Genomic DNA, 18,658 nt, shown 5'->3' with positions numbered 1-18,658 from the left:
CTTTGACAATCCTCAGTTTTCCTCACGACCGAATTTGTCGCACTCTGCCGGTATAACACTCAAGTCGGCAACGGAGGTGACATGCACCCTAACGAACTCCCATCCGAGGACATGCCAAAGACAATCAAACGGGACACAGGAAAATTAGACGTAGTAGAAACAAAGCGCAGCAGCCCTCCCGATTTCTGCCGCGGCGGGCTGGCAAACGGCAACAGTCTAATCCCCATAATCGCCGGTGAGTTCGCCGACCCGGTCACGAAGATCTGGGCAGGCGGCAGGATCCACGAGTACATAGCGGCCGCCGACGGACGACGCCATTTGTGGCACGCTTGGCTGTCATCAGAGCGAGTGAAGTTCTGTGCCAACAATGCGATGTCGGCAGAGCTGGCTTACCACCAGCTCACATTTGCCAGCAGCAAGGACCTTATCCTCCAGGCGTTCGGAGAGCGGGTTCGGGGATACAGCAATGTCCTTGGTAAGTTGGGGGCAACCCCGCGCAGCCCCAGGATATATCGCGCCCTCGCGCGAACGCTTTTGAATGAGGGTGCGGCCGCAAAGTTTGTCCGCCACGCGACTGAACCTTCGGACGAAATGATTTTGTCGATCGTAGCCCTGCCACCTGCCCTAGCGGCTCGTCCTGTACTGAACCTACTGAAAGGAGGCCTAGTAGCCCCTGAGGCTATAGGGTTTGTCACTTGGGCCTTAAGGCGGCTAGAGAGTCTACAGGGAACCAAGGTGACTGGCCCGCTTCTGAAAGCTGCCAATCCCGTAGAAGCTATTTGGGAGGTGATTTTAAGCTTTCCGTTCCCAGCCCCGCCGTGGGAGGCTAGCGGCAGCCTAGTGCCGATCGACACCTTAGTTGGCCTGGATGAAATAGCCAGGAAGTTCAACAATTGCCTCGGCCATGAGACCATGAGGCGGAAGACGGTTCTCTCGATTCTGAACGGCGTCCGTTACTTTTACGAGTGGCGAGGTGAGGAGCCAGCAGTCCTTGAGTTCGGAAAGCTAGGACAAGTGGGTTGGTGCCTTCTGCAAACGCGTGGCGAGCGCAACCACTATGTGGCTGAGGAAACGCGCTTCGGCATACTCGCCGCCTGCGCTAATTTCCCGATGGTTTGCGCGACCGATGGACTTGGATCTCATCACTGGGCAGATGATGGGACTTGGGTGGCAGCGGTCTTCTGAGACCAGGCATGGCACCGCTGATTTTCTCGGCAATATGATTGAAAAGATCGAAAAAATCTTGATGAAGACGAACAGAGTTATCTTGGCAAAAGAACGCTGGTTGCAAATAGGATGGAGGGGGCGTGTTCAATCCACATCTACAAAAATTGGCAAGTCCAAGGTGTCCTAGATCGCACCAGCGTTTACGGGCTGGTAATACCCAGCAACCACCTCGCCCAGGGTCACACCGGCCCGCTCAGGTAAAAACACTTTTTCTCCCCAATTCTCACGGAGCGACTTGCTTATCCCGTCAGTTGTCAATTCCGCGAAATTGATATCGAGTTCACTCAAAGCAAGACGGACCGTTTGCATCAGCAGCGATCGACTGGAACGCTTGCCGGACTCCACAATAAGTGACTCGCACCACGTTCGTACGAAGTCCGTCCATGCGGCTGCATCTTCCCTGAACTTCGGCACCTTCGGGAATTCATAACCCCCAACAAATCTTTGATAAAAGTCCTTGTCATTTGCCCTAAGCAGATCATCCCGGATTTTGTCACGAAACTTCCCTGAATACTTATCGGCAAGCTCACCGCGCTTTCCATGGAGATAATCGGACGGCGAAGCTCCGTTCGCCTCCAAATCAGACCAAGCGCCCCTTAAGACGTATAGGAATTCTTCTGTTTTTTGCTCAACCCAGGCGCTGCTTGTTCCGTTCTCCAATAGCTCATCGATCCGGCTCCGCCTCAGAGGCGCTGATCTTGATCGCATGTTACGGCCATGTTCCTGGAAGCACTCTTCGGAAACCCAGTCCCCAAAGTGCGTCCAAACGGTAAACTGCGCTTTCCATTGTGCTACCGCCTCATCATCGTCGCTATCACCTGTCTCTGAAGGAAGTTGTCCAACATACGCGTACTTGACCACGTTCCGCTGGCCGGCCTGGATAAGCCCACGGCCAGCAAATTGCTGAGCCACAAGGTCCTGCGGAAGCGCCTTCTTTAGGAAAACAGAGGCAGTGAGAAAATTTTGGGCTTCTCGGTACTTCGCCGCTAGCTGCCCCTTCTGAAGCCATGCATCAAAACCGGGAGCAGCCCCGGTGGATACGACGCGAAGCTTTGGGAGCAGCAACTGCGGTGCGTTTTCTGAGCGTGGATAGCGAAGCGCGTTCACTACTCCTCCCCCTGCTTCTATCGCGCCTAGTACCTCGCGTATGTAGGACAGTAGTGGTTTGTCGCCGGCGGCGCCTAAATCGACGTTAGCAAAGAGTTCCGCGTTGCGTTTACCGCCGAAGGCCGCCTCCGTGGCGTTGCCAGAACCAAAAATCAAGCGCCGCTTCCGAGTTCGGTTTCCCGCAGACTTCACGAACTCCAGATAAAATAGCTTCAAATGGGCGATGCCCGCAGCACGGCAGAGACAAATCTTGAAGTCTTTGCTTTGAAAGGCGGTGATTAGGCTGCTGACCTCTTCATCCCTGGCGCTTTCATCGAGAAGATAGCGCAATCTGTTCGCTTGCAGCTGCTTCGCTATCTTTTTGGCAAACCTCTTATCGAAATAGGGCGCTACAACGAGTGCCAGGTCAGTCTCATACCCATCCGGTACTTTAAATAGATCGTAGCTCAACGTGTTCTCCAGATTTGAGTTGAGCGGCGTCGATAAATGTCAGGCAACGCTCCGCCTGACCTTGCGTCAAACCCGCTTGGCGGGCGATTGGCCACGGCCAGGCATGTTACTTTCTGATCTGGAGCTTCCAAACAAATTCCTCTGAGCACGGTCCGTTTCCAGTCGATATTCTCGTCAGTTGCGCCCGATAGCCGTCGAAAGAAAGATCATGCCGGATCAACTCCTCAATCCTAAGCAAAGCCTCTTCGGTCCACATGACCCATCGCCCGCTTTCGGAGTTAATCCCAACGTAAACCAATCTACTTTTCTTCGGCCAGTTCAACATTAGCCCGTCAGAGAGGTCAAACTCCCTGTCTTGTGTACTTAGAAACAACCTGTTCCGACGCTTATAGAAATTTATTTTGCATTTTTCAGGCCACTTAACTGATCTGGCGCGCCACGGCTCAACCTGAATTCCTTTCGGCACTCGCAACGACAATCTGCTGGCGGCATCTTTGGCCGTCACATGAGAGGAACTCTATCGCGGTCTGGACCGTAGCCAAGCTATCAGAGTGCATTCCTTGTCCTCGAGAGCCCCTCATCAATGTTTCTCTAATTTTCGCACTGTTGAAATGTCAAAATCATAGGCGTCGAAGAGGCAAACCTTACTACGCGCAGAAGTTCCTTCGCAGAGTGGGATGGATGTATTGGCCACTTTTGGCAGCGAAGCGGCGTTGCCCTAGGTCCGCTGAGCTATGAATTCATCCACGAGATAAACTCATCCCAACTCACCTTCACTCCATTTTCTCGCCTAGTACGCCCCTCACACCAAATAAGACCAGCCTGTGTCACGAGGCAGTCGCCACGGTAAGTACCATCGTTATCGTAAACATCGAACTCAATTCCATTTCGCTTAACCTGCATTTCGACGTCGAACGTTTTGATGCTAACCTTCACGGCACACTCCACTAATGTTTATGCAAACATATGCGAAGTAAGGGCGTATGGTCTAGCGGCTGCGGTCAAGTCCTCGCGACTTGCCGACCCCATGGTGGCGCTTCTGGCCAATTGCCGGCTGAGAACCTTCATGATCATTCAGGAATTCTGGTCGCGGTTGTGCAGCGGGGGAGTGGTAGTGAGGTTATTCAATTCCACGGTCCTTAGGGCATGCCAGGGAAGTCGCTACGGCGGTGTCCATCGACCAAATTCTTGAGTGACTGCGGAGCTACTACTTCCACCTGATCGCCCCATGCGTACAGGAACCAAGCCATTTCGAGGTGACCCGAAGCTGTGAACTTCACTGTCAAGGAGCCTTCACCGTCCTCCTCAAAGACTTGGTCTGGATGGAAGTGAAAGCTCCTGGCGCTCTCCGCCGCCTTCGCAGTGAAGCGCCATACGACTTCCCCATATTCCTTGGTGCTGTGAAAGGCTCCGAAGGCTCTACGGGAAAATGACTGCAGGTCGAAGTCGGCGGGAATGGAAGCGGGATGCTCAACTACATGTACGTCCCTCATCCGATCCACCCGCCAGACCGGGGGCTCGCCCCAACTTGAGCCAGCCTGCTGGGCTATGAGGTAGACACGGTGCCCCATCAGAACACCGTATGGATCAACTACGCGCTCCTCACAGCCACCAGCCCGGGGGTAACAGAACGCGAGCTGCTTGAGAGAAAGGAGCGCCTCCGTGATGGGTCCCATGGTCCCAGCATCGATCTTTGGGCGAGGCCCCGGGCGAATGATGACGCTACTTGAGGCTAGCAGCGCTTCGTAGTCGACCTCGATTTTTCGCCGGCTCTTTTCTGGTGCCAGCAGTCGCACCTTGGTGCGAAGGCGCCCAAGCCGCTCAGCGTCAGCGCTATCATTTTGAGCTTTCAAGGCGGTGATCGCGTGGTCGAGCGATGCCAATTCGTCAGCTTCGAGATCAATGAAGTCGTGCAACCTTCCACGTTCGAGCTTCACCCGTTTCCGCCCGTCGAAGTCTGTGACCTCTACCAGCTTGTCGCCAAACAGGTCTCGCAAAGCCTCTAACAACCGTTGCGTGTTTCGGCGCGCGGATTTCCCCTCTGAACTTGCGAGGCGGTCTATTTCCGAAAGTTGCAGACCCATATGCGAACCCGCAAGGTCCAGCGCCAAACGAAGCAGATCGGCTGCCTTTTGATAGGACATAGCGCTCTCCCAAGCCTGCGACCAGAACTGTCGCCTGCCCAGCCTATATTTCTGGTGATGGGAACGGAAGAGTGAGGCAACTGCAATGGACGGCATCTCTCTTAGTGTACATGCGCAAATGAGAATTGGTCAGAGGGGTGTAAAAGCCCAAGTGGTTGAAGTGCTGCTTGCTTATGGGAGGTCGAAGCGGCGACACGGAGCTGATGTCATCTTCATGGACAAGCAGGCGCGCCTCAGGGCTCGCGACGAGCTCGGCCCCAAGAACTTCGCCAAGCTCGAATGCAACCTAAACACGTACTTGGTGGTGAGCGACGAAGGGGTCGTGATCACATGCGCCAAGCGGATGGCGCGCTTGAGGTGATTACCTTCCGGTACCCGCATTGAGGCTGCTGCTACAACTCCCCCATCCCTGAGTACCCTCTGAGGGTAGCTCACACTGAAATCAGGGTCATCCAATGCTGCAATCAAAACCAATGTTTGCCGAACAGCCCAGCTTGGACGTGCTGGAGGTCCCATTTGGTGCCTACGAAAGGTATCAGCTACGAAGCTACGTCCTCGCATGCCTTCGGCCAGAGAAAGGCCGCAGCCGTGTGTCCATGTCAGAAGAGTTCCTAGAGTGGTATGGGAACCACCGGAAGGAACTCGGTCTCACGATCGACGCGCTTGATGCGGCCTTGAACCGCGGTAAGCGTGACCGGTTTGAGGATATTCAGCTTAGGATCCCCCGCTCGCAAGTTGATTATCCAGAGCGCAACGCACCTCCGAAATCTGCACTTCAAAAGCGCCTGGAGTGGATTGCCACGACCCTTCAGCTTCCGGAGCGCGAGACCAGGATCCTTGGTGCTACGGTCCGACTGACTCAGCTTGAAGCCTATCAGGGTTTCCGAGAAGCGTTCTGCAATGAAAGCGGAGACAGTGATGAAGTTGGGGCTCGCACCCTGCTTCGCGTTTGTGGGCTGCGTCAGGCGGATGCCGTGCTTTTTGGCGCCTCAGGAATTCTGACTCAACTTGGTTTGCTCGAAAACCGCCGTGGGGGTGACTTCGCCGCCTCCAAGACATTGCTCAAGGTACTGTCACAGCGATCAACCAAGGAGGGGGCGCTCACCTCCGCACTCCTGGGCAACTCAGTTCCATCCCGCCTGGCCCTGGCAGACTTTGACCATCTGGGGATAGCCAGAACGAACGTCCTGAGCATAGTTTCAGGTGCGCTGCAGGCCAAAGAACCCGGTGTGGGAATCCTGTTCTATGGGCCACCGGGAACTGGCAAGACAGAGTTCGCCCGATTGTTGGGGCAGGAGGTTGGTGCTCACGTGGTCTTTGTGGGCGAGTCCAGCGCAGACGTTGCCGAGCCGAGCCGAAGCGACAGGATTGCTCATCTGGCACTTCTCTCCACGCTCGCACACAGGGCAGGCAGGGTTATCCTCGTTGTAGATGAAGCTGATGATATCTTCACTGGGATCGATGACGAGGACTCCTCGAACAGGTCTGGATCCAAGGTCTTCATGAACCGCGTCGTTGAAGGCTGTTCTGTTCCAACTATCTGGATCAGCAACTTCCCGGAACGACTTGGCCAATCGATCGTCCGGCGGATGCTTCACGCCGTCCAGTTTCCTGAGCCGGACACAGCAGCCCGCCTGCGGATTGTTGCTCGCCTTGCTCAATCGACGGGTCTACAGCTGGAGGCAAGCGACACGAAGCAGCTCGCCGCACTTGCTGCTCCACCTGCCGTAGTAGAGTCGGGCCTACGCGCAGCCCGCCTCGCTGGAGGCCAAGGTGCACTGGCGGTGGCTTCTACTCGTTCGGTGCTTAAGGCACTCGGGCGAGGAGGAGTGCCCGCGGAACGCGAAGACAAGCCGGAATTTGACCTTGGTCAGTCGTCAGCAGACATGGACCTGGTAATGCTCGCATCCAGGATAGAGGCTGTGGGCACCTCACCGCTGTCCTTTCTGTTCTCGGGTCTGCCAGGAACAGGAAAGAGTGCGTTCGCTCGCTTCCTAGCCGCCAAGCTCGGAATGGAGACGCTTGAAAAGCGTGGGTCCGATCTGTTCGGGATGTACGTGGGAGAAACTGAGAAGCGGATTGCGGAGGCATTTGCTGAGGCAGGAGAACTCGGGAAATTCCTCATTTTGGATGAGGTCGACTCTTTACTGGCCGATAGGCGCGGTGCGCAACGCTCTTGGGAGGTCAGCCAGGTCAACGAGATTCTTACCTGGATGGAGTGCCACCCCCTCCCCTTTGCCGCGACAACGAACTTAATAGAGCGCTTGGATCCAGCCACGCAGCGCAGGTTCACTTTCAAGGTCAACTTCAAGCCAATGCACCAGGATCAGGCGATGCGAGCCTTTCGCTCATATTTCGGTTGCGAGCCCCCAGAGTGTTTGAGGCAGCTTCATCCGTTAACACCCGGCGACTTCGCTCTGGTGCGCCGGAAGGCTCTTGTTCTGGGAGAGAGCGCTCCTGCAGCATTGGTTGGGATGCTGGCTACCGAGGTGGAAGCCAAACTCACTCAACAAAGTCGACCAATCGGGTTTGCAGCCGCCATATGACCAAGGCACATGCTTGAAAGCGCTGCGCTAGACACCACGGGAGCCCCTTCGACCCCTTCAATTCACATTCAAGATCGGTCACCACGACAGCCGCCTGCGCGACCATTCACCCAGTTCGGCCATCCTGCGGTCATCAGCCGCGCGGTTGGCAGAGTTGATGCTGGGGAGGAATACCGCGTGCAACATCGACGAGCCGGAACCTCATCCACCCTCAGGCATGCTCCCACAGAAGAGCGTAGGGCCGAACCGCTTGCGTGCGGATCGTTCAGATTCCTGATTCTCGTTCAGGTGCCTGAGTCACGCGCTATTCCGATCTTCGCGCTCGGTGTGGACGGGCAAAGCTGGCAGGTGCCATGAGCCGGATAGTTCAGCCCGGCACGAGACCACAAAGGATTAAAGCTCTGAGCGATAACCTAGTTGGCCGAGGAAAACTGGAGCGTCTAGCCAGCTTCCTGCCGACATTTTCCGCCAACGGTTTTGTTTTTGGCTCCTGGACGCAGTTGAGAAGCGAGGAGCATGGCGCAATGATCCTGCCTTCATACATGCTAGAACCGGCGGCACTCGCATTTGTTGAAACTTGCTACGCGGATGGGTGGATCAACCAAAACTTCGATTGGGTAAGCTGGAAAGAGACATCCGAGGCGTCGGCACTTCGAGATGATCCGACAACTCTCGCTTCTGCTTCTGCAAGCCAAATAGCACAGCTCCTAACAGTGCTCGTGCGACAAGATCGGTTTAGTGAGGGGACCCTAGATTGGGCCTTTCAAACTGGCTTACTCAGCAACATTCTTTCTCGTGTGAGCGAACTTGCAGGATTGTCTCATCCTAAATGAAAGCGTGAACCGCGCCACGCAGCACCCCTTCTTGCCCGAGATGAACTTTAGCCATTGACGCCGCACAGGCCTCATTCGCGTTCCGCCGCTTCTTCGGAGCTGGCGGGCCGCCCTTCTTCAACACGACGTGGCGGTTGACGCTGGCGATTTCACCGTCGCCCTCAAGGTAGGAAATTAGCAGTAACCCACTTGAGATCACTCGCACAAATGCTCGCCGAGAAAGTTTAAACGACGCCGGAGGGCTGGAGCGCATCACTTTCTGGTTCTCAGTTCAATACTTTATCTTTATACAAGATCACGAAATACTTGTACGGATCGAACATCCCGAATGACTGAAAGAAATCTTGAGAACAACCCTCACGAACCGGAGCTTTCGACCAAGATGGCGGGAACAATTGTGGGCCACTTCCACATCTGCTCCTACCAGCGTGGCTATCGTTGGGGAGAAAACGAAGTCCGCCAATTGCTGGATGACATCTGGGAAAGCAATGGCGCGCTGTATAGGCTGCAGCCTATCGTCGTCCGAGCGCTTAGCAAGGGGGAGTGGGAGTTGATCGATGGGCAGCAACGGCTCACCACGCTCTATCTGATCTATCGCTTTATGGAGCGCTCTGGGCTCAAGAATGTCCCGCCCCAATACTCGATCGCCTATCAGACACGACCGGACAGCGCTGATTTCCTAAACGACCCCACGCGCGCACATGCCACGAGAAATATCGACTTCCATTTTCTGCATCAGGCTTATCTCGAAATCGAAAAATGGTTTGGTCCGGAGGGACATGACCGGCAGGAACGGGCCGATACACTTTTCCTGTGGCTCAAGAAGAACGTCGAAGTGATCTGGTACGAGGCCCGCATTGAGGAGGACGCCATTGCCCTGTTTTCCCGGCTTAATGTCGGGCGCATCCCGCTGACAGCGGCCGAGTTGATCAAGGCGCACCTGCTGACTCAGTTGAACACTTCGGACCGCGGCCGGATCCATTCAGTCGCTGCGCAATGGGACAGCATCGAACGGGACCTGCGTCACCCCGATCTGTGGGCATTTGTGTCTAGGGAGGCTGCCGACGACTATCCCACTCGGATCACCCTACTGCTCGATACGGTTGCTGCTCGCTATCCCATCGAGGGTAGTCGCGACTTTGGTAAGCACCAGACCTTTGAAAGTCTTCGGCAGCATATCTCCAGCGACCCGGTCAGCATCTGGAACGAGATCGTGGAACTGCACGCCCGCGTTCAGGGATGGTTCGAAGATCACGATTGCTATCACCGCATTGGCTTTCTCGTCGCCGTGGGAGACCGCTTCGCGGACATCGTCCATCTGGCACAGAACAAGCTCGCATCGGAATTTACCGGCGCACTCGTCGATCGGATAAGGGGCAGGCTCGATCTCGACCGGACCGCACTTGCCGGACTCAGCTATGAAACTGAAGGGAGTCGGGCCAGATCGCTTCGCGCCCTGCTGCTGATGAACGTGGAGACCGTTCGCCGCCGCAAGACATCGGGGGAACGCTTTCCCTTCGCGCTACATCATGCCGGCCAATGGTCGCTCGAGCACATACATGCGCAGAATGCCGAAGCTTTGACCACCGAGAGCGAGTGGTCCGAATGGTTGGATCAGCATTTAAAAGTGCTAGTCGAACTCCCGGTGACTGCCGAGTTGACCGAAACGCGCGACGATTTGATTGCAAGACTCCAGGCCGTGACAAGACCCGTGACCGGCCCGGTTTTCGAAACCCTCGTCCCGACTGTGCTCGACTTCCTCAGTTCTGACGATGGCACAGCGGGCGCCACTTCCGTCGTTGAAATACATGACATAGCCAACCTCGCTTTGCTCCAAAGCGGCGCCAATAGCGCGCTCAGCAATTCCGCATTCGAGGTCAAGCGCCAGATGATCCTCGCCATGGACAAACACGGCAATTACATCCCGGTCTGCACCAGGCAGGTCTTCCTCAAATACTTCGGCGATAACGGCGCCCGTTCTGCTTATTTCTGGAGCGGGGACGACCGAAAGGCCTATTTTGGGGCACTTGAGGCGATGCTCGACCCCTATTTCAAGGAAGCTATCTGATGGCCGAGGGTTACATCACATCCTTTTTCCAGCTGTTCGAGGCGGACAAAGGTCCGCACCAGATCGATGAGATTCAAGTGCCGCTGATCCAGCGCGACTACGCGCAAGGACGCAGCGATGCCAATGCAAGCATGATCCGAGGCTCTTTCCTGGAGGCGCTGCATGAGGCCGTAGTCGGTGACCAAAGCATCAGCCTGGACTTCGTCTATGGCGATGTAGTTGAGGGCCGACTTGAGCCGCTCGATGGCCAGCAGCGCCTGACTACGCTGTTCCTGCTGCACTGGTATATTGCTTCCCGCGCCGGCAAGTTGGCTACAGATGCGCGCTGGAAGCAGTTCCGCTACGCCACGCGCCCCTCGGCCGAGCGCTTTTGTGCGCTGCTCGGAGAGCATGCCTATCCGGGGAGTGATGGCCTTGCGCAATGGCTCAGGAACCAGTCGTGGTATCTGCATACCTGGAATTATGACCCGACCGTTCAATCCATGCTCACAATGCTGGATGCAATCCACTGCCGCTTTGGCAGCGTGGACTTCGAACTGGCCTGGGACCGAATGACGAGCAGTACCAAGCCCGCAGTCTCGTTCAATCTCCTGCCGCTGGACGCTAGCCAGGGCAGCGCGCTCTACATCAAGATGAATTCGCGCGGCAAACCGCTGACCAGCTTTGAAAATTTCAAGGCCCACATGGAGCAGGTCGTTGCCGCACTGGACGATGCTCCCCTACTTGGCGGCAAGATGGACACGACCTGGCCCGACATCTTCTGGCCCTATCGCGACTCAAACACTCTGGTGGATGACCAGATGCTTCGCTATCTCGAATTCCTGTTCGAAGTCACGTTCTGGCGGGAAAATGAGCAGGCCAAGGAAAATACCTTCCGCCAGGTCCAACAGCTGTTCAACACCACTGATCCTAAAGCGCCCGAACGGCTCGCATGGCTGATCGCGGCGACGGACATCTGGGCCGAAGAGCCAATATCGAACGCGTACTCGATCTCGGCTTATTTCGGCGAATACCTCGAAAGCGATGCTTCCGGGACGCCGGGTCGACTGCCAATCTATCGAGCCGATCTCGACCTGCTCGAGCAATGCTGTAAAACCTATTCGCGGAGCGGCAACCCCCGGAAATTCGGCTGGCCTGAAACACTGCTGCTCTATGCATTCATCATCCATCGCATGGGGAAAACCACGGACTTCCGGCGCCGGCTGCGCATCCTACGCAATCTAATCGAGGCCTCGGCTAACGAATTGCGCCTCGACCTGATGCCGGGCTTGATTAGGGATGTCGAGACGTTGGTGTCGACGGCCGACATCAGGCAGGCACTGCACCTTACCACGTTCAATGCTGCGCAACGCGCGCATGAACTGAAAAAAGTCGAAGTGCTGGAGAACGAACCGTCGATAACCGGGGCAATGTGGCGCCTTGAGGATCATCATCTTCTGCGCGGCAGCCTGTTCGCCTTCAACCTCGATACTGATGCCACAACATTCAATGCGCGAGCAGCGATGTTCAATCAGTGTTTTGACCAGAGGGACTTGTGGCCGGACCTCGCCTGCGGGTTACTGGCAATTGGCAACTACAGCCGCCTCAAGGGTGCGCGTTTTTATTTTGGAAGCGGCCAAGAAACGTCATGGCGCGAGGTTTTTACCGGTGGCGATCACCACCAGGCAAAAGAAACCCGTCGCATCCTCGCATTACTCCTGGACAAACTGGCGCAGTCGCCAGCTGATTGTAAAGCTGAGCTACAAAGTGTAACTGCCGGCTATCTGGCCACGCCGCCCGGCGCCGGTGGATACGATTGGCGGCTCTATATGGTTCGCTATCCCACAATGCGCGATGGCAGGTCCGGCATCTATGTCAGTGTTGACCGACAGCTCGGATATTGCCTTTGCATGCTGGATAGGACGCAGCTCAATAGCTACTATCGCGACGCCGTCATATCGGCCATCGTCATGCAGGCCGCTGTGGCACCCGATCGGGTCGAGCAGATGTTTTTTGGCGGCGCGCACAATGCGCGTCGGATGAAGTTAAAGAGAAGCGGCATGACCGTTGAATGCGTTCCTGAAGGCTTCAAGATCATTCCACCGGTCGATGCCGCACAACTCGGTGACTACCTGTCCATCGCGGCTAACTTTGGCATCGTAAGTGACAGTCTCAACATCGCGAAGATGCCTGATGGTATCACCGACGCCGTCGATCGGATCGATCTTGGTGGAAAATTTCTAGCTGATCTGGTTACGACTGGACTATAGTCAAAATCATGCAGTTCGTGCCTAACTCCTTGTGGCGGTTGCCTTTTAATTAGGCTAGTGCAGGCTTTTGCCGAGTCGATGGACAGGAGTTTCTTAACTTAACGTCATGGCTAAGCGGTCCTAAGTCCACCAACAGGTGATTAGCTGGGCACCCGCAAAATCAGGTTTTTGAGCCCGCCGCCGCAATGAGGCTGCTGACTTCAGGGCTTGGGCAGACGTATTCTCGCATTGGACGGTCTGCTGTGCCTTACCTTTACTGAGTCACGACAGCATGAAATGCGCCCCCAAAGAGGCGAGATGACAGCAAACCTGGAGCAACCACGGCCTCCACGTTGTAAGCCCAGGCAGGCGGCCCCGATGTGCTTTCTTGTGTTCCCTGCTCAAGACCACAGCAGTCCCGCACATCATCTTTCTATAATCGAAGCATGTTCAACAAGAGAAACAACATGCCCGTACGCAAGCCACACGAAGATACTCGCCTCGTCCCCTTCCTGCAGAAGCGAATTCTCGAGCTTCGCCATACGAAGTCCCAGGCCGAAATCGCCTCCCAGGCTGGCTTTACCAACGTCAACATGATGAGCCTGATCAAGTCGGGCAGCACCCGCCTCCCCCTGGACCGCGTACCTGCACTCGCTCTCGCACTTGATGTCGATCCAGCCCGTCTGCTGCAGCTTGCGCTGGAACAGTGGGCGGGCTCCGCAGCCGCACGCGCCTTCGAGAGCATCTTCGAGACGATCGTCACTCGCAACGAAGTCGGCTGGCTGGCAGAAATTCGCAAGGCTTCCGGCAACAGTGATCCCGTCGTGACCAGCCGCGCCCGCTCTGCAATCCGCGCTATCTTCGGTAAGTAGACGTGCCCCTCCTTGAACCGCCGAGCCGCCGCCAGCCGGGAGACCGGCTGGTGCGGATGATCTGGCAAATGGCACTTGCCTCCGGCGGTAAGCTGCCGATGCCCACTGTCGAACGCGTCAAAGCGATGAAGAAGCTTGCGGCCTCCTGGCGGGCCGAGGATGAGGGAGGAGCATGCGATGAAGCCTAAGGCATGGCGGTGGCTGACCCGCATCGTTGGCGAACCAACGATCATCCATCGCATTGGCGTCTTCATTGACTGTGACGGGGTTTCTCCGAAAGATGCAGAACGCGCTGTTGAATTGATTACCGAGTATGGGCGCATCTGCCTCTTGCGAGCATACGGCAACTACACCGATCGCACTGCAAGTGCCTGGACCAGCTTCATCCGTCGCAACAGTGCTGATGCGCGCCATCTGCCCAACTTGACGGCGGGAAAGAACGCGACGGACATCGCTCTTACAGTCGATGCCGTTGAAGTGCTGCTGACCGGACCCATCGACCTGTTCGTGCTGATTGTCAGCGACGCTGACTTTGTTCCGCTCGCCCGCCGCATTCGTGCAGAGGGGAAAATGGTATTCGGGTTCGGGCAGAAGTCGACCGCGCTTTCGCTTCAGAACGCCTGCGACAAATTCTGGGACCTGAAATTGCTCGACAAACACTCTCCGTCCAGGGACCTTGCCCGGGTGTTCTGGAAGAAGTCGCCGAGGGATGCAGAGGAATTCCTGGTAATGGTCCTGCGAGAGTTGACCCCGCAGGGTGAGCCCGTCGGTCTTGAGATATTGAGGAAAGCGCTCGTTGAACGGGACCCCGGATTTGATCCACGAGTTTACAGTCGCCGTACCCTGACCGACCTGTTGCGTGAGCTGCCGTCTGTCGAACTGACCGAGCGAGAGGGGAGCCGCCAAGTTCGCCTGTCTAGAGTATGCGACTAGGACTGGCTGACTTTCGACGGAGGGTCCCTGCCCTAGTGACCGGTTGGGGGAAGAGTGAAGTCCTAGGAAATTCGAGACAGGGTGATGGGGATCAATCGGGTGTCCACCGAGCTCGGCGATCCTATCCTCCTGCCTGCGAAGGCAAGGTGATGGTCGCTCAATAGATCATCTGGTGCATCATGACCGGAGAGTGGGCCGATTACGAGATCGGCCACAAGGACACGATCCGCTCTGCCAACAGCTGGGATAACTTCCGGGAAGCAACGGAGAGTAAGAACCGGGCCAACCGGAAGGTCTTCTCCACCAAGGCGCTTAACGTGAAGGGGGAGCAAGGTCGGCAACCGCTACAAGGCTTACATTGGGGTGGCGGGCAAGCTCATCCACATTGGCACTTACGACACCCAAAAAGCCGCATCAGCCGCCTAACTGGACGCAGCTCGATACGTCCATGGCGAGTTCGCTCGCGCCTAACCGGAAGTTTACATCGGCAGCGAAAAGGTAAACTTAGCGACCGAAAATGTAAACTTAGCACCGCCCGACACCTACCGGATGTCAACTTTGAGGTGCGCCAAGCGGTAACTAAATACCGCCAAATTGTCGCCACTTACCACTAAGTTTACATCTTTTTGACGTTTTCACCCCGAAACAGACTTTTTAACCGCGATGTAAACTTAGCGCTCGCTCAGCGGACACTCACCAAACCAGCAGAGAAGCTCACCTGACGCAATCAACGTCACCCAGAGAGCAACGATAAGCAAACATATCACCGAAGCTCACCCACGAATTACGGAGAGAACGGGCAAACGCTGGGACCACAATGCTCAATAGCTATTTCCGTACATAGCTTTCTCCCGGTTGAACACTGGATGAGCCTCGTAGAGACATTCAGACTCACATCTGCTTGATGATCTGGTTTCGGACCGTGCAGAGCCACCAAGACCGGCAACTGGTACTAGCTGTAAGCGGACGCAAATAGTTATCCGAGGAGCCAAGAGTGGAAAGAGGAGGCTGGCGGTCGAGTCGACCCTCTCTCAAGTGCTACCGGAAATATCCTACCCTCCAGCAACCTGGCCGCACGCGCTGCGACTTCATCCCGCTGCGAAACTAGTCAGCATCTGGAAAGGCGCGATGGAGGTCATGGTGTTTCGAATAGGCACTGCTCATCATCGTACAGGGCTGTGCAGTGCTGTTACACCGCAGCGAGGAGATCCTCCGTCTCAACCTCGTCTATCCTCCAATGAGGGAGCATCTTTGTCTCACCGGGAGCGTCTCCGTCCTGATCCATCGTCTGTCCCTTTCTTACTTTCTTCTTATAAAGGTAATATCAATAGACAGACGATGGACTTTTGTGAGTTCCGGGAAGCGGTTACTCCAGGACGAATGAAGTCTGGGGCAGCTGTATGGATGAGGCCCTTTGTGGACTGGACACGCGGACCCGCATAGGCGCTCGCTGGCAGCGTTACCTGGCCGGCCGCAGTGTTGGCGTCACGTTGCAGCCGGACGCGGCCTGCGAGCTTCCCTGGCTCTGCAATTGGCGATCAGTTGACTGAGATAGCAGCATTGTCACTGTGGGTCTTCTGGAGTGTCCAATCATCATTCGTCAGCGTGTTCCGGCGCGACCTGGAATGGGCCAAAGCAGTCTTGGTCAGAGGTGAGAACGATCTTCATGAATCTAGGGGGGACAGCTATTGGCGCCAGGACCATGGTCGCTGTGCTCAAACGCACCTGCGCATAACGAACCGCTGGTGAGTTCCGCCTCCCGGCTACAGATCGGGATCAGGTGGGCGACAAGCCGCCGGAGTCGGGCGTGTCAGAGACAACACGCAATGCCAGTTTCGCGCGAGCAGAGGTGGGCAGCAAGCAGAGCCGCCCACCGGGTTTAACTAGAACTGCTCAATGGCAGCCGTGTAGGTCACGCGCTCGGACACAAGAAAGCAGACGTCAGTATACTCGTCATCTTCATCCAAGTGTGGTGCTGGCCGGTGCAGGTTGAACTCAAACCTGCCCGGGGCGGACGAGAACCCGGAGTGGTCACCGTAGTGGTCGAGGTGAACAGAACCCTCCGCCGGCATCAGGAGGTGGTGCGGCACAGGAACATGCAACGACTCCAATACGCCGATGTCGCAAATGGAGAACCTCTGGCTGTTCGCCAGCTCGATATCGATGGCCAGGTCACGGTCTGGAAAATAGGCCAGCGCGCGACTAATCTGCGCCTTTTCTTCGTCACTGACGAAGTTTGCGCGGTCCACGATGTTGCGCAGAGCATACCCGGTCGATGTCATCATTCCGCGTGAAACAGATCCGCTCATGCTGCTGGACGGAGGTGGCATGTCGACTGGATAATCGAATCCCGTGTAGGCGTCGGCCCGACCAAACTCGACATCATTGAGAGCCTCAGAGGTCTGCCGAGAAAGCTCGAACGCACCGTCCACAGATGTTGCGTCGGGGTCCTCTTCGATAAGGCTGAGTGCCTCCAAGCATGCTTCAAGGTGCGTCCAGTATTCTGGTGATGGATCAGCAATGATCGGGCGTGGCTCTGGTGCAGCCTGAAGAGCCCTGGAAAGGGCCAGGCAATAATCCGGCTGCGCACAATTTCCGTCTTCAACCACCCAGCTCAAGTAGTCGGCTACAGAAAGAGACGTGCCAAGCAGGCCTGACGTTTCGACGGCGCCCCTAGGAAAGAAGATTGTGGTCCAGCGAGGCAGGTTAGACAACGTGTTTGCCTTAGCCTGCAGCGGGCGGGAACAGAATAAAGCCCGCGCCTTCCCCATGGGAAGCGCCCCCTTGTAGCTCTCGATAGAAGATGCAAGGTCGTTCCCACCCTGGACGATGTCATAGCCGCGGCTGGGCAAGATCTCGTGAAGAGCCATCAGGCGGTGGTGGACGTGCAGAAGTTCGTTCTTACGGTCCTCCACAAGGTTGGACCATGAAGTTGGCGGGTTGAGCTTCGAAGCGAAGGGCATGTGCATTTGCTTTCCGATTGTTGATACTTTGCTTATAGCGAAACGCTTGCCGCAGATGCACATTTTGCGGAATTCAGTAGACGCATCTACCAAGGAAGCTGCATTCTTGGGGGATAGCCTCAAGCGACTGTTAGCGGATCGATGACCAAGCAAAAGCGAGACAATGCATACTACCTCCAACGTCTAAAGTCTGCGCGGCCGGACCTATACCGGAAGGTCTCGGCCGGCAAAATAACGGTGGCAGAAGCTCGTCGACAGGCGGGGCTTGGAGGACATCGAACTAGGCTGCACGAGCTCAAAAACGCCTGGTTGAAAGCTACACCGGATGAACGCTCCAAGTTCCTCTCCTGGGCAGGTCTGAGCGGCCATGCCGCGGTTGCCAAACCTGGCATTGTCAGCGCCTTTGATCCGGACGGGACAATGCAGAAGTGGGCCCAAGATCGGATCCTGGAGATAATGAAGCGTCGGCGCCTATCGTCCAGTGATGTATCGGATGAGCTAGGTATCAGCCGTCTAAACGCTTCAGTGGTCACGGCTGCTCAGCGGGGAACTAAAGTCAGGTCGCCTTCAACCGCTGCCGCTGTTGATCTATGGCTTGCAGCTAACGCTTCGGTCTAGAAAAGCTTCGACACCTGCTGCCGGCGCTGCTCCCAGCTCAGCTTGGCAAGCTGGCGGAGACTCTGGTCGATATACGTAAGGCGTTCCTGCTCGATCACCCTGGACGTGCGCGTGGCTCCCTTCTTCACGTAGTTTGCCCATCCTGCAGGACCACCAGCCTCGAGATCGAAGTTCTTGAGCTGCACCTGGCGCGACCCTGCACGCCCTGGAATATAACCGGCGGCCGACCGCAGGACGTTCTTCACAACGGACGGGCTGATGGTTCCAAGAACAATAGCACCATGAAGGTGCAGCTCGTCGCGGTCGTCAGGGGTCACTTCAAGCGAAAAGGCAAAGTAGGGCACCGCGAGCTTGGCGCGCTTAAACGCCCTCTGGATCCGCCTGCTCATAACGCGGACGGGGTCCTTTGAGCCAGTGACGGCAACGAGCGCATCCTTATCCAGACGAAGCGTGAAGACCCTGCCTCCCTTGGAGCCGATAACCTCATAAGCTTCCGCAAGGCGGTCAAAGTGGTCCGCCCGTTCCCATGCGGGCATGCACCAAGCGGTGACTTCCTTAGCGAGCCGGGTCGATGGGCAGGCGTTGGTAGCTGTGGCGTAGTCAAGCATCTATGTGTGTCTCTCTTCGGGTTCTTCCCCTGCCACCCTTCCCCACAACTGCCACTGGACA

General features: G+C 56.2%; 12 protein-coding genes. 8 read left to right on the top strand and 4 right to left on the bottom strand.

Annotation, left to right across the window (positions count from 1 at the left end):
- The first annotated feature begins 81 nt into the window (after window positions 1–81).
- Entirely contained in the window at window positions 82–1,185 is a 1,104-nt protein-coding gene (locus HRQ64_RS05420; RefSeq protein ID WP_172122507.1) for a hypothetical protein, read from the top strand.
- Between the two features lie 165 nt (window positions 1,186–1,350).
- Here HRQ64_RS05420 and HRQ64_RS05415 read toward each other — a convergent pair whose 3' ends face one another.
- Both HRQ64_RS05415 and HRQ64_RS05410 read right to left on the bottom strand, forming a co-directional pair.
- The gene (locus tag HRQ64_RS05415; protein WP_172122506.1) at window positions 1,351–2,784 is read right to left on the bottom strand and encodes a hypothetical protein; all 1,434 of its coding nucleotides are present in this window, start codon (window positions 2,782–2,784) and stop codon (window positions 1,351–1,353) included.
- A 1,139-nt stretch (window positions 2,785–3,923) separates the two neighbouring features.
- On the bottom strand, window positions 3,924–4,928 hold the full coding sequence (locus HRQ64_RS05410) for a WYL domain-containing protein (protein ID WP_172122505.1): 1,005 nt from the start codon (window positions 4,926–4,928) through the stop codon (window positions 3,924–3,926).
- Window positions 4,929–5,013: 85 nt separating this feature from the next.
- On the opposite strand from HRQ64_RS05410, the gene HRQ64_RS05405 reads away from it, so the two are divergent.
- The 7 genes from HRQ64_RS05405 (at window position 5,014) to HRQ64_RS05375 (ending at window position 14,408) form a co-directional block, all read left to right on the top strand.
- Window positions 5,014–5,289, top strand: a complete 276-nt coding sequence (locus HRQ64_RS05405) for a hypothetical protein (RefSeq protein WP_172122504.1) — start codon at window positions 5,014–5,016, stop codon at window positions 5,287–5,289.
- A gap of 235 nt (window positions 5,290–5,524) precedes the next feature.
- The gene (locus HRQ64_RS05400; RefSeq protein WP_172122503.1) at window positions 5,525–7,474 is read left to right on the top strand and encodes an ATP-binding protein; all 1,950 of its coding nucleotides are present in this window, start codon (window positions 5,525–5,527) and stop codon (window positions 7,472–7,474) included.
- Between the two features lie 353 nt (window positions 7,475–7,827).
- Window positions 7,828–8,307: a DUF6508 domain-containing protein gene (locus HRQ64_RS05395; protein ID WP_172122502.1), complete on the top strand. Its 480-nt coding sequence runs from the start codon at window positions 7,828–7,830 to the stop codon at window positions 8,305–8,307.
- Window positions 8,308–8,635: 328 nt separating this feature from the next.
- A complete protein-coding gene (locus HRQ64_RS05390) occupies window positions 8,636–10,375 on the top strand; it encodes a DUF262 domain-containing protein (RefSeq protein ID WP_172122501.1) in 1,740 nt (579 codons plus the stop codon).
- Window positions 10,375–12,624: a DUF262 domain-containing protein gene (locus HRQ64_RS05385; protein ID WP_172122500.1), complete on the top strand. Its 2,250-nt coding sequence runs from the start codon at window positions 10,375–10,377 to the stop codon at window positions 12,622–12,624. The genes HRQ64_RS05390 and HRQ64_RS05385 overlap by 1 nt, the downstream gene beginning before the upstream one ends.
- A gap of 446 nt (window positions 12,625–13,070) precedes the next feature.
- On the top strand, window positions 13,071–13,475 hold the full coding sequence (locus tag HRQ64_RS05380) for an XRE family transcriptional regulator (protein ID WP_172122499.1): 405 nt from the start codon (window positions 13,071–13,073) through the stop codon (window positions 13,473–13,475).
- 177 nt (window positions 13,476–13,652) lie between these two features.
- Window positions 13,653–14,408 carry an NYN domain-containing protein gene (locus HRQ64_RS05375; RefSeq protein WP_172122498.1) on the top strand — a complete coding sequence of 252 codons (756 nt, stop codon included), beginning with the start codon at window positions 13,653–13,655 and terminating at the stop codon, window positions 14,406–14,408.
- A 1,883-nt stretch (window positions 14,409–16,291) separates the two neighbouring features.
- Here HRQ64_RS05375 and HRQ64_RS05370 read toward each other — a convergent pair.
- Together HRQ64_RS05370 and HRQ64_RS05365 are read right to left on the bottom strand one after the other, a co-directional pair.
- A complete protein-coding gene (locus HRQ64_RS05370) occupies window positions 16,292–17,377 on the bottom strand; it encodes a hypothetical protein (RefSeq protein ID WP_172122497.1) in 1,086 nt (361 codons plus the stop codon).
- Window positions 17,378–17,985: 608 nt separating this feature from the next.
- A complete protein-coding gene (locus HRQ64_RS05365) occupies window positions 17,986–18,597 on the bottom strand; it encodes a hypothetical protein (RefSeq protein ID WP_172122496.1) in 612 nt (203 codons plus the stop codon).
- Window positions 18,598–18,658: the final 61 nt, after the last annotated feature.

This window comes from Devosia sp. 919 (assembly GCF_013185965.1).
Taxonomy (GTDB): Bacteria; Pseudomonadota; Alphaproteobacteria; order Rhizobiales; family Devosiaceae; genus Devosia.
The sequence above is the reverse complement of the archived record's forward strand: the minus strand, read 5'-3'. Positions and strand labels throughout refer to the sequence as shown.

Coding starts and splice junctions, on each gene's coding strand:
- HRQ64_RS05420 (WP_172122507.1), top strand. CDS start 82: ATGCACCCTAACGAACTCCCATCCGAGGACATGCCAAAGACAATCAAA.
- HRQ64_RS05370 (WP_172122497.1), bottom strand. CDS start 17,377: ATGCACATGCCCTTCGCTTCGAAGCTCAACCCGCCAACTTCATGGTCC.
- HRQ64_RS05385 (WP_172122500.1), top strand. CDS start 10,375: ATGGCCGAGGGTTACATCACATCCTTTTTCCAGCTGTTCGAGGCGGAC.
- HRQ64_RS05390 (WP_172122501.1), top strand. CDS start 8,636: ATGACTGAAAGAAATCTTGAGAACAACCCTCACGAACCGGAGCTTTCG.
- HRQ64_RS05400 (WP_172122503.1), top strand. CDS start 5,525: ATGTCAGAAGAGTTCCTAGAGTGGTATGGGAACCACCGGAAGGAACTC.
- HRQ64_RS05375 (WP_172122498.1), top strand. CDS start 13,653: ATGAAGCCTAAGGCATGGCGGTGGCTGACCCGCATCGTTGGCGAACCA.
- HRQ64_RS05410 (WP_172122505.1), bottom strand. CDS start 4,928: ATGTCCTATCAAAAGGCAGCCGATCTGCTTCGTTTGGCGCTGGACCTT.
- HRQ64_RS05380 (WP_172122499.1), top strand. CDS start 13,071: ATGCCCGTACGCAAGCCACACGAAGATACTCGCCTCGTCCCCTTCCTG.
- HRQ64_RS05405 (WP_172122504.1), top strand. CDS start 5,014: ATGGACGGCATCTCTCTTAGTGTACATGCGCAAATGAGAATTGGTCAG.
- HRQ64_RS05395 (WP_172122502.1), top strand. CDS start 7,828: ATGAGCCGGATAGTTCAGCCCGGCACGAGACCACAAAGGATTAAAGCT.
- HRQ64_RS05365 (WP_172122496.1), bottom strand. CDS start 18,597: ATGCTTGACTACGCCACAGCTACCAACGCCTGCCCATCGACCCGGCTC.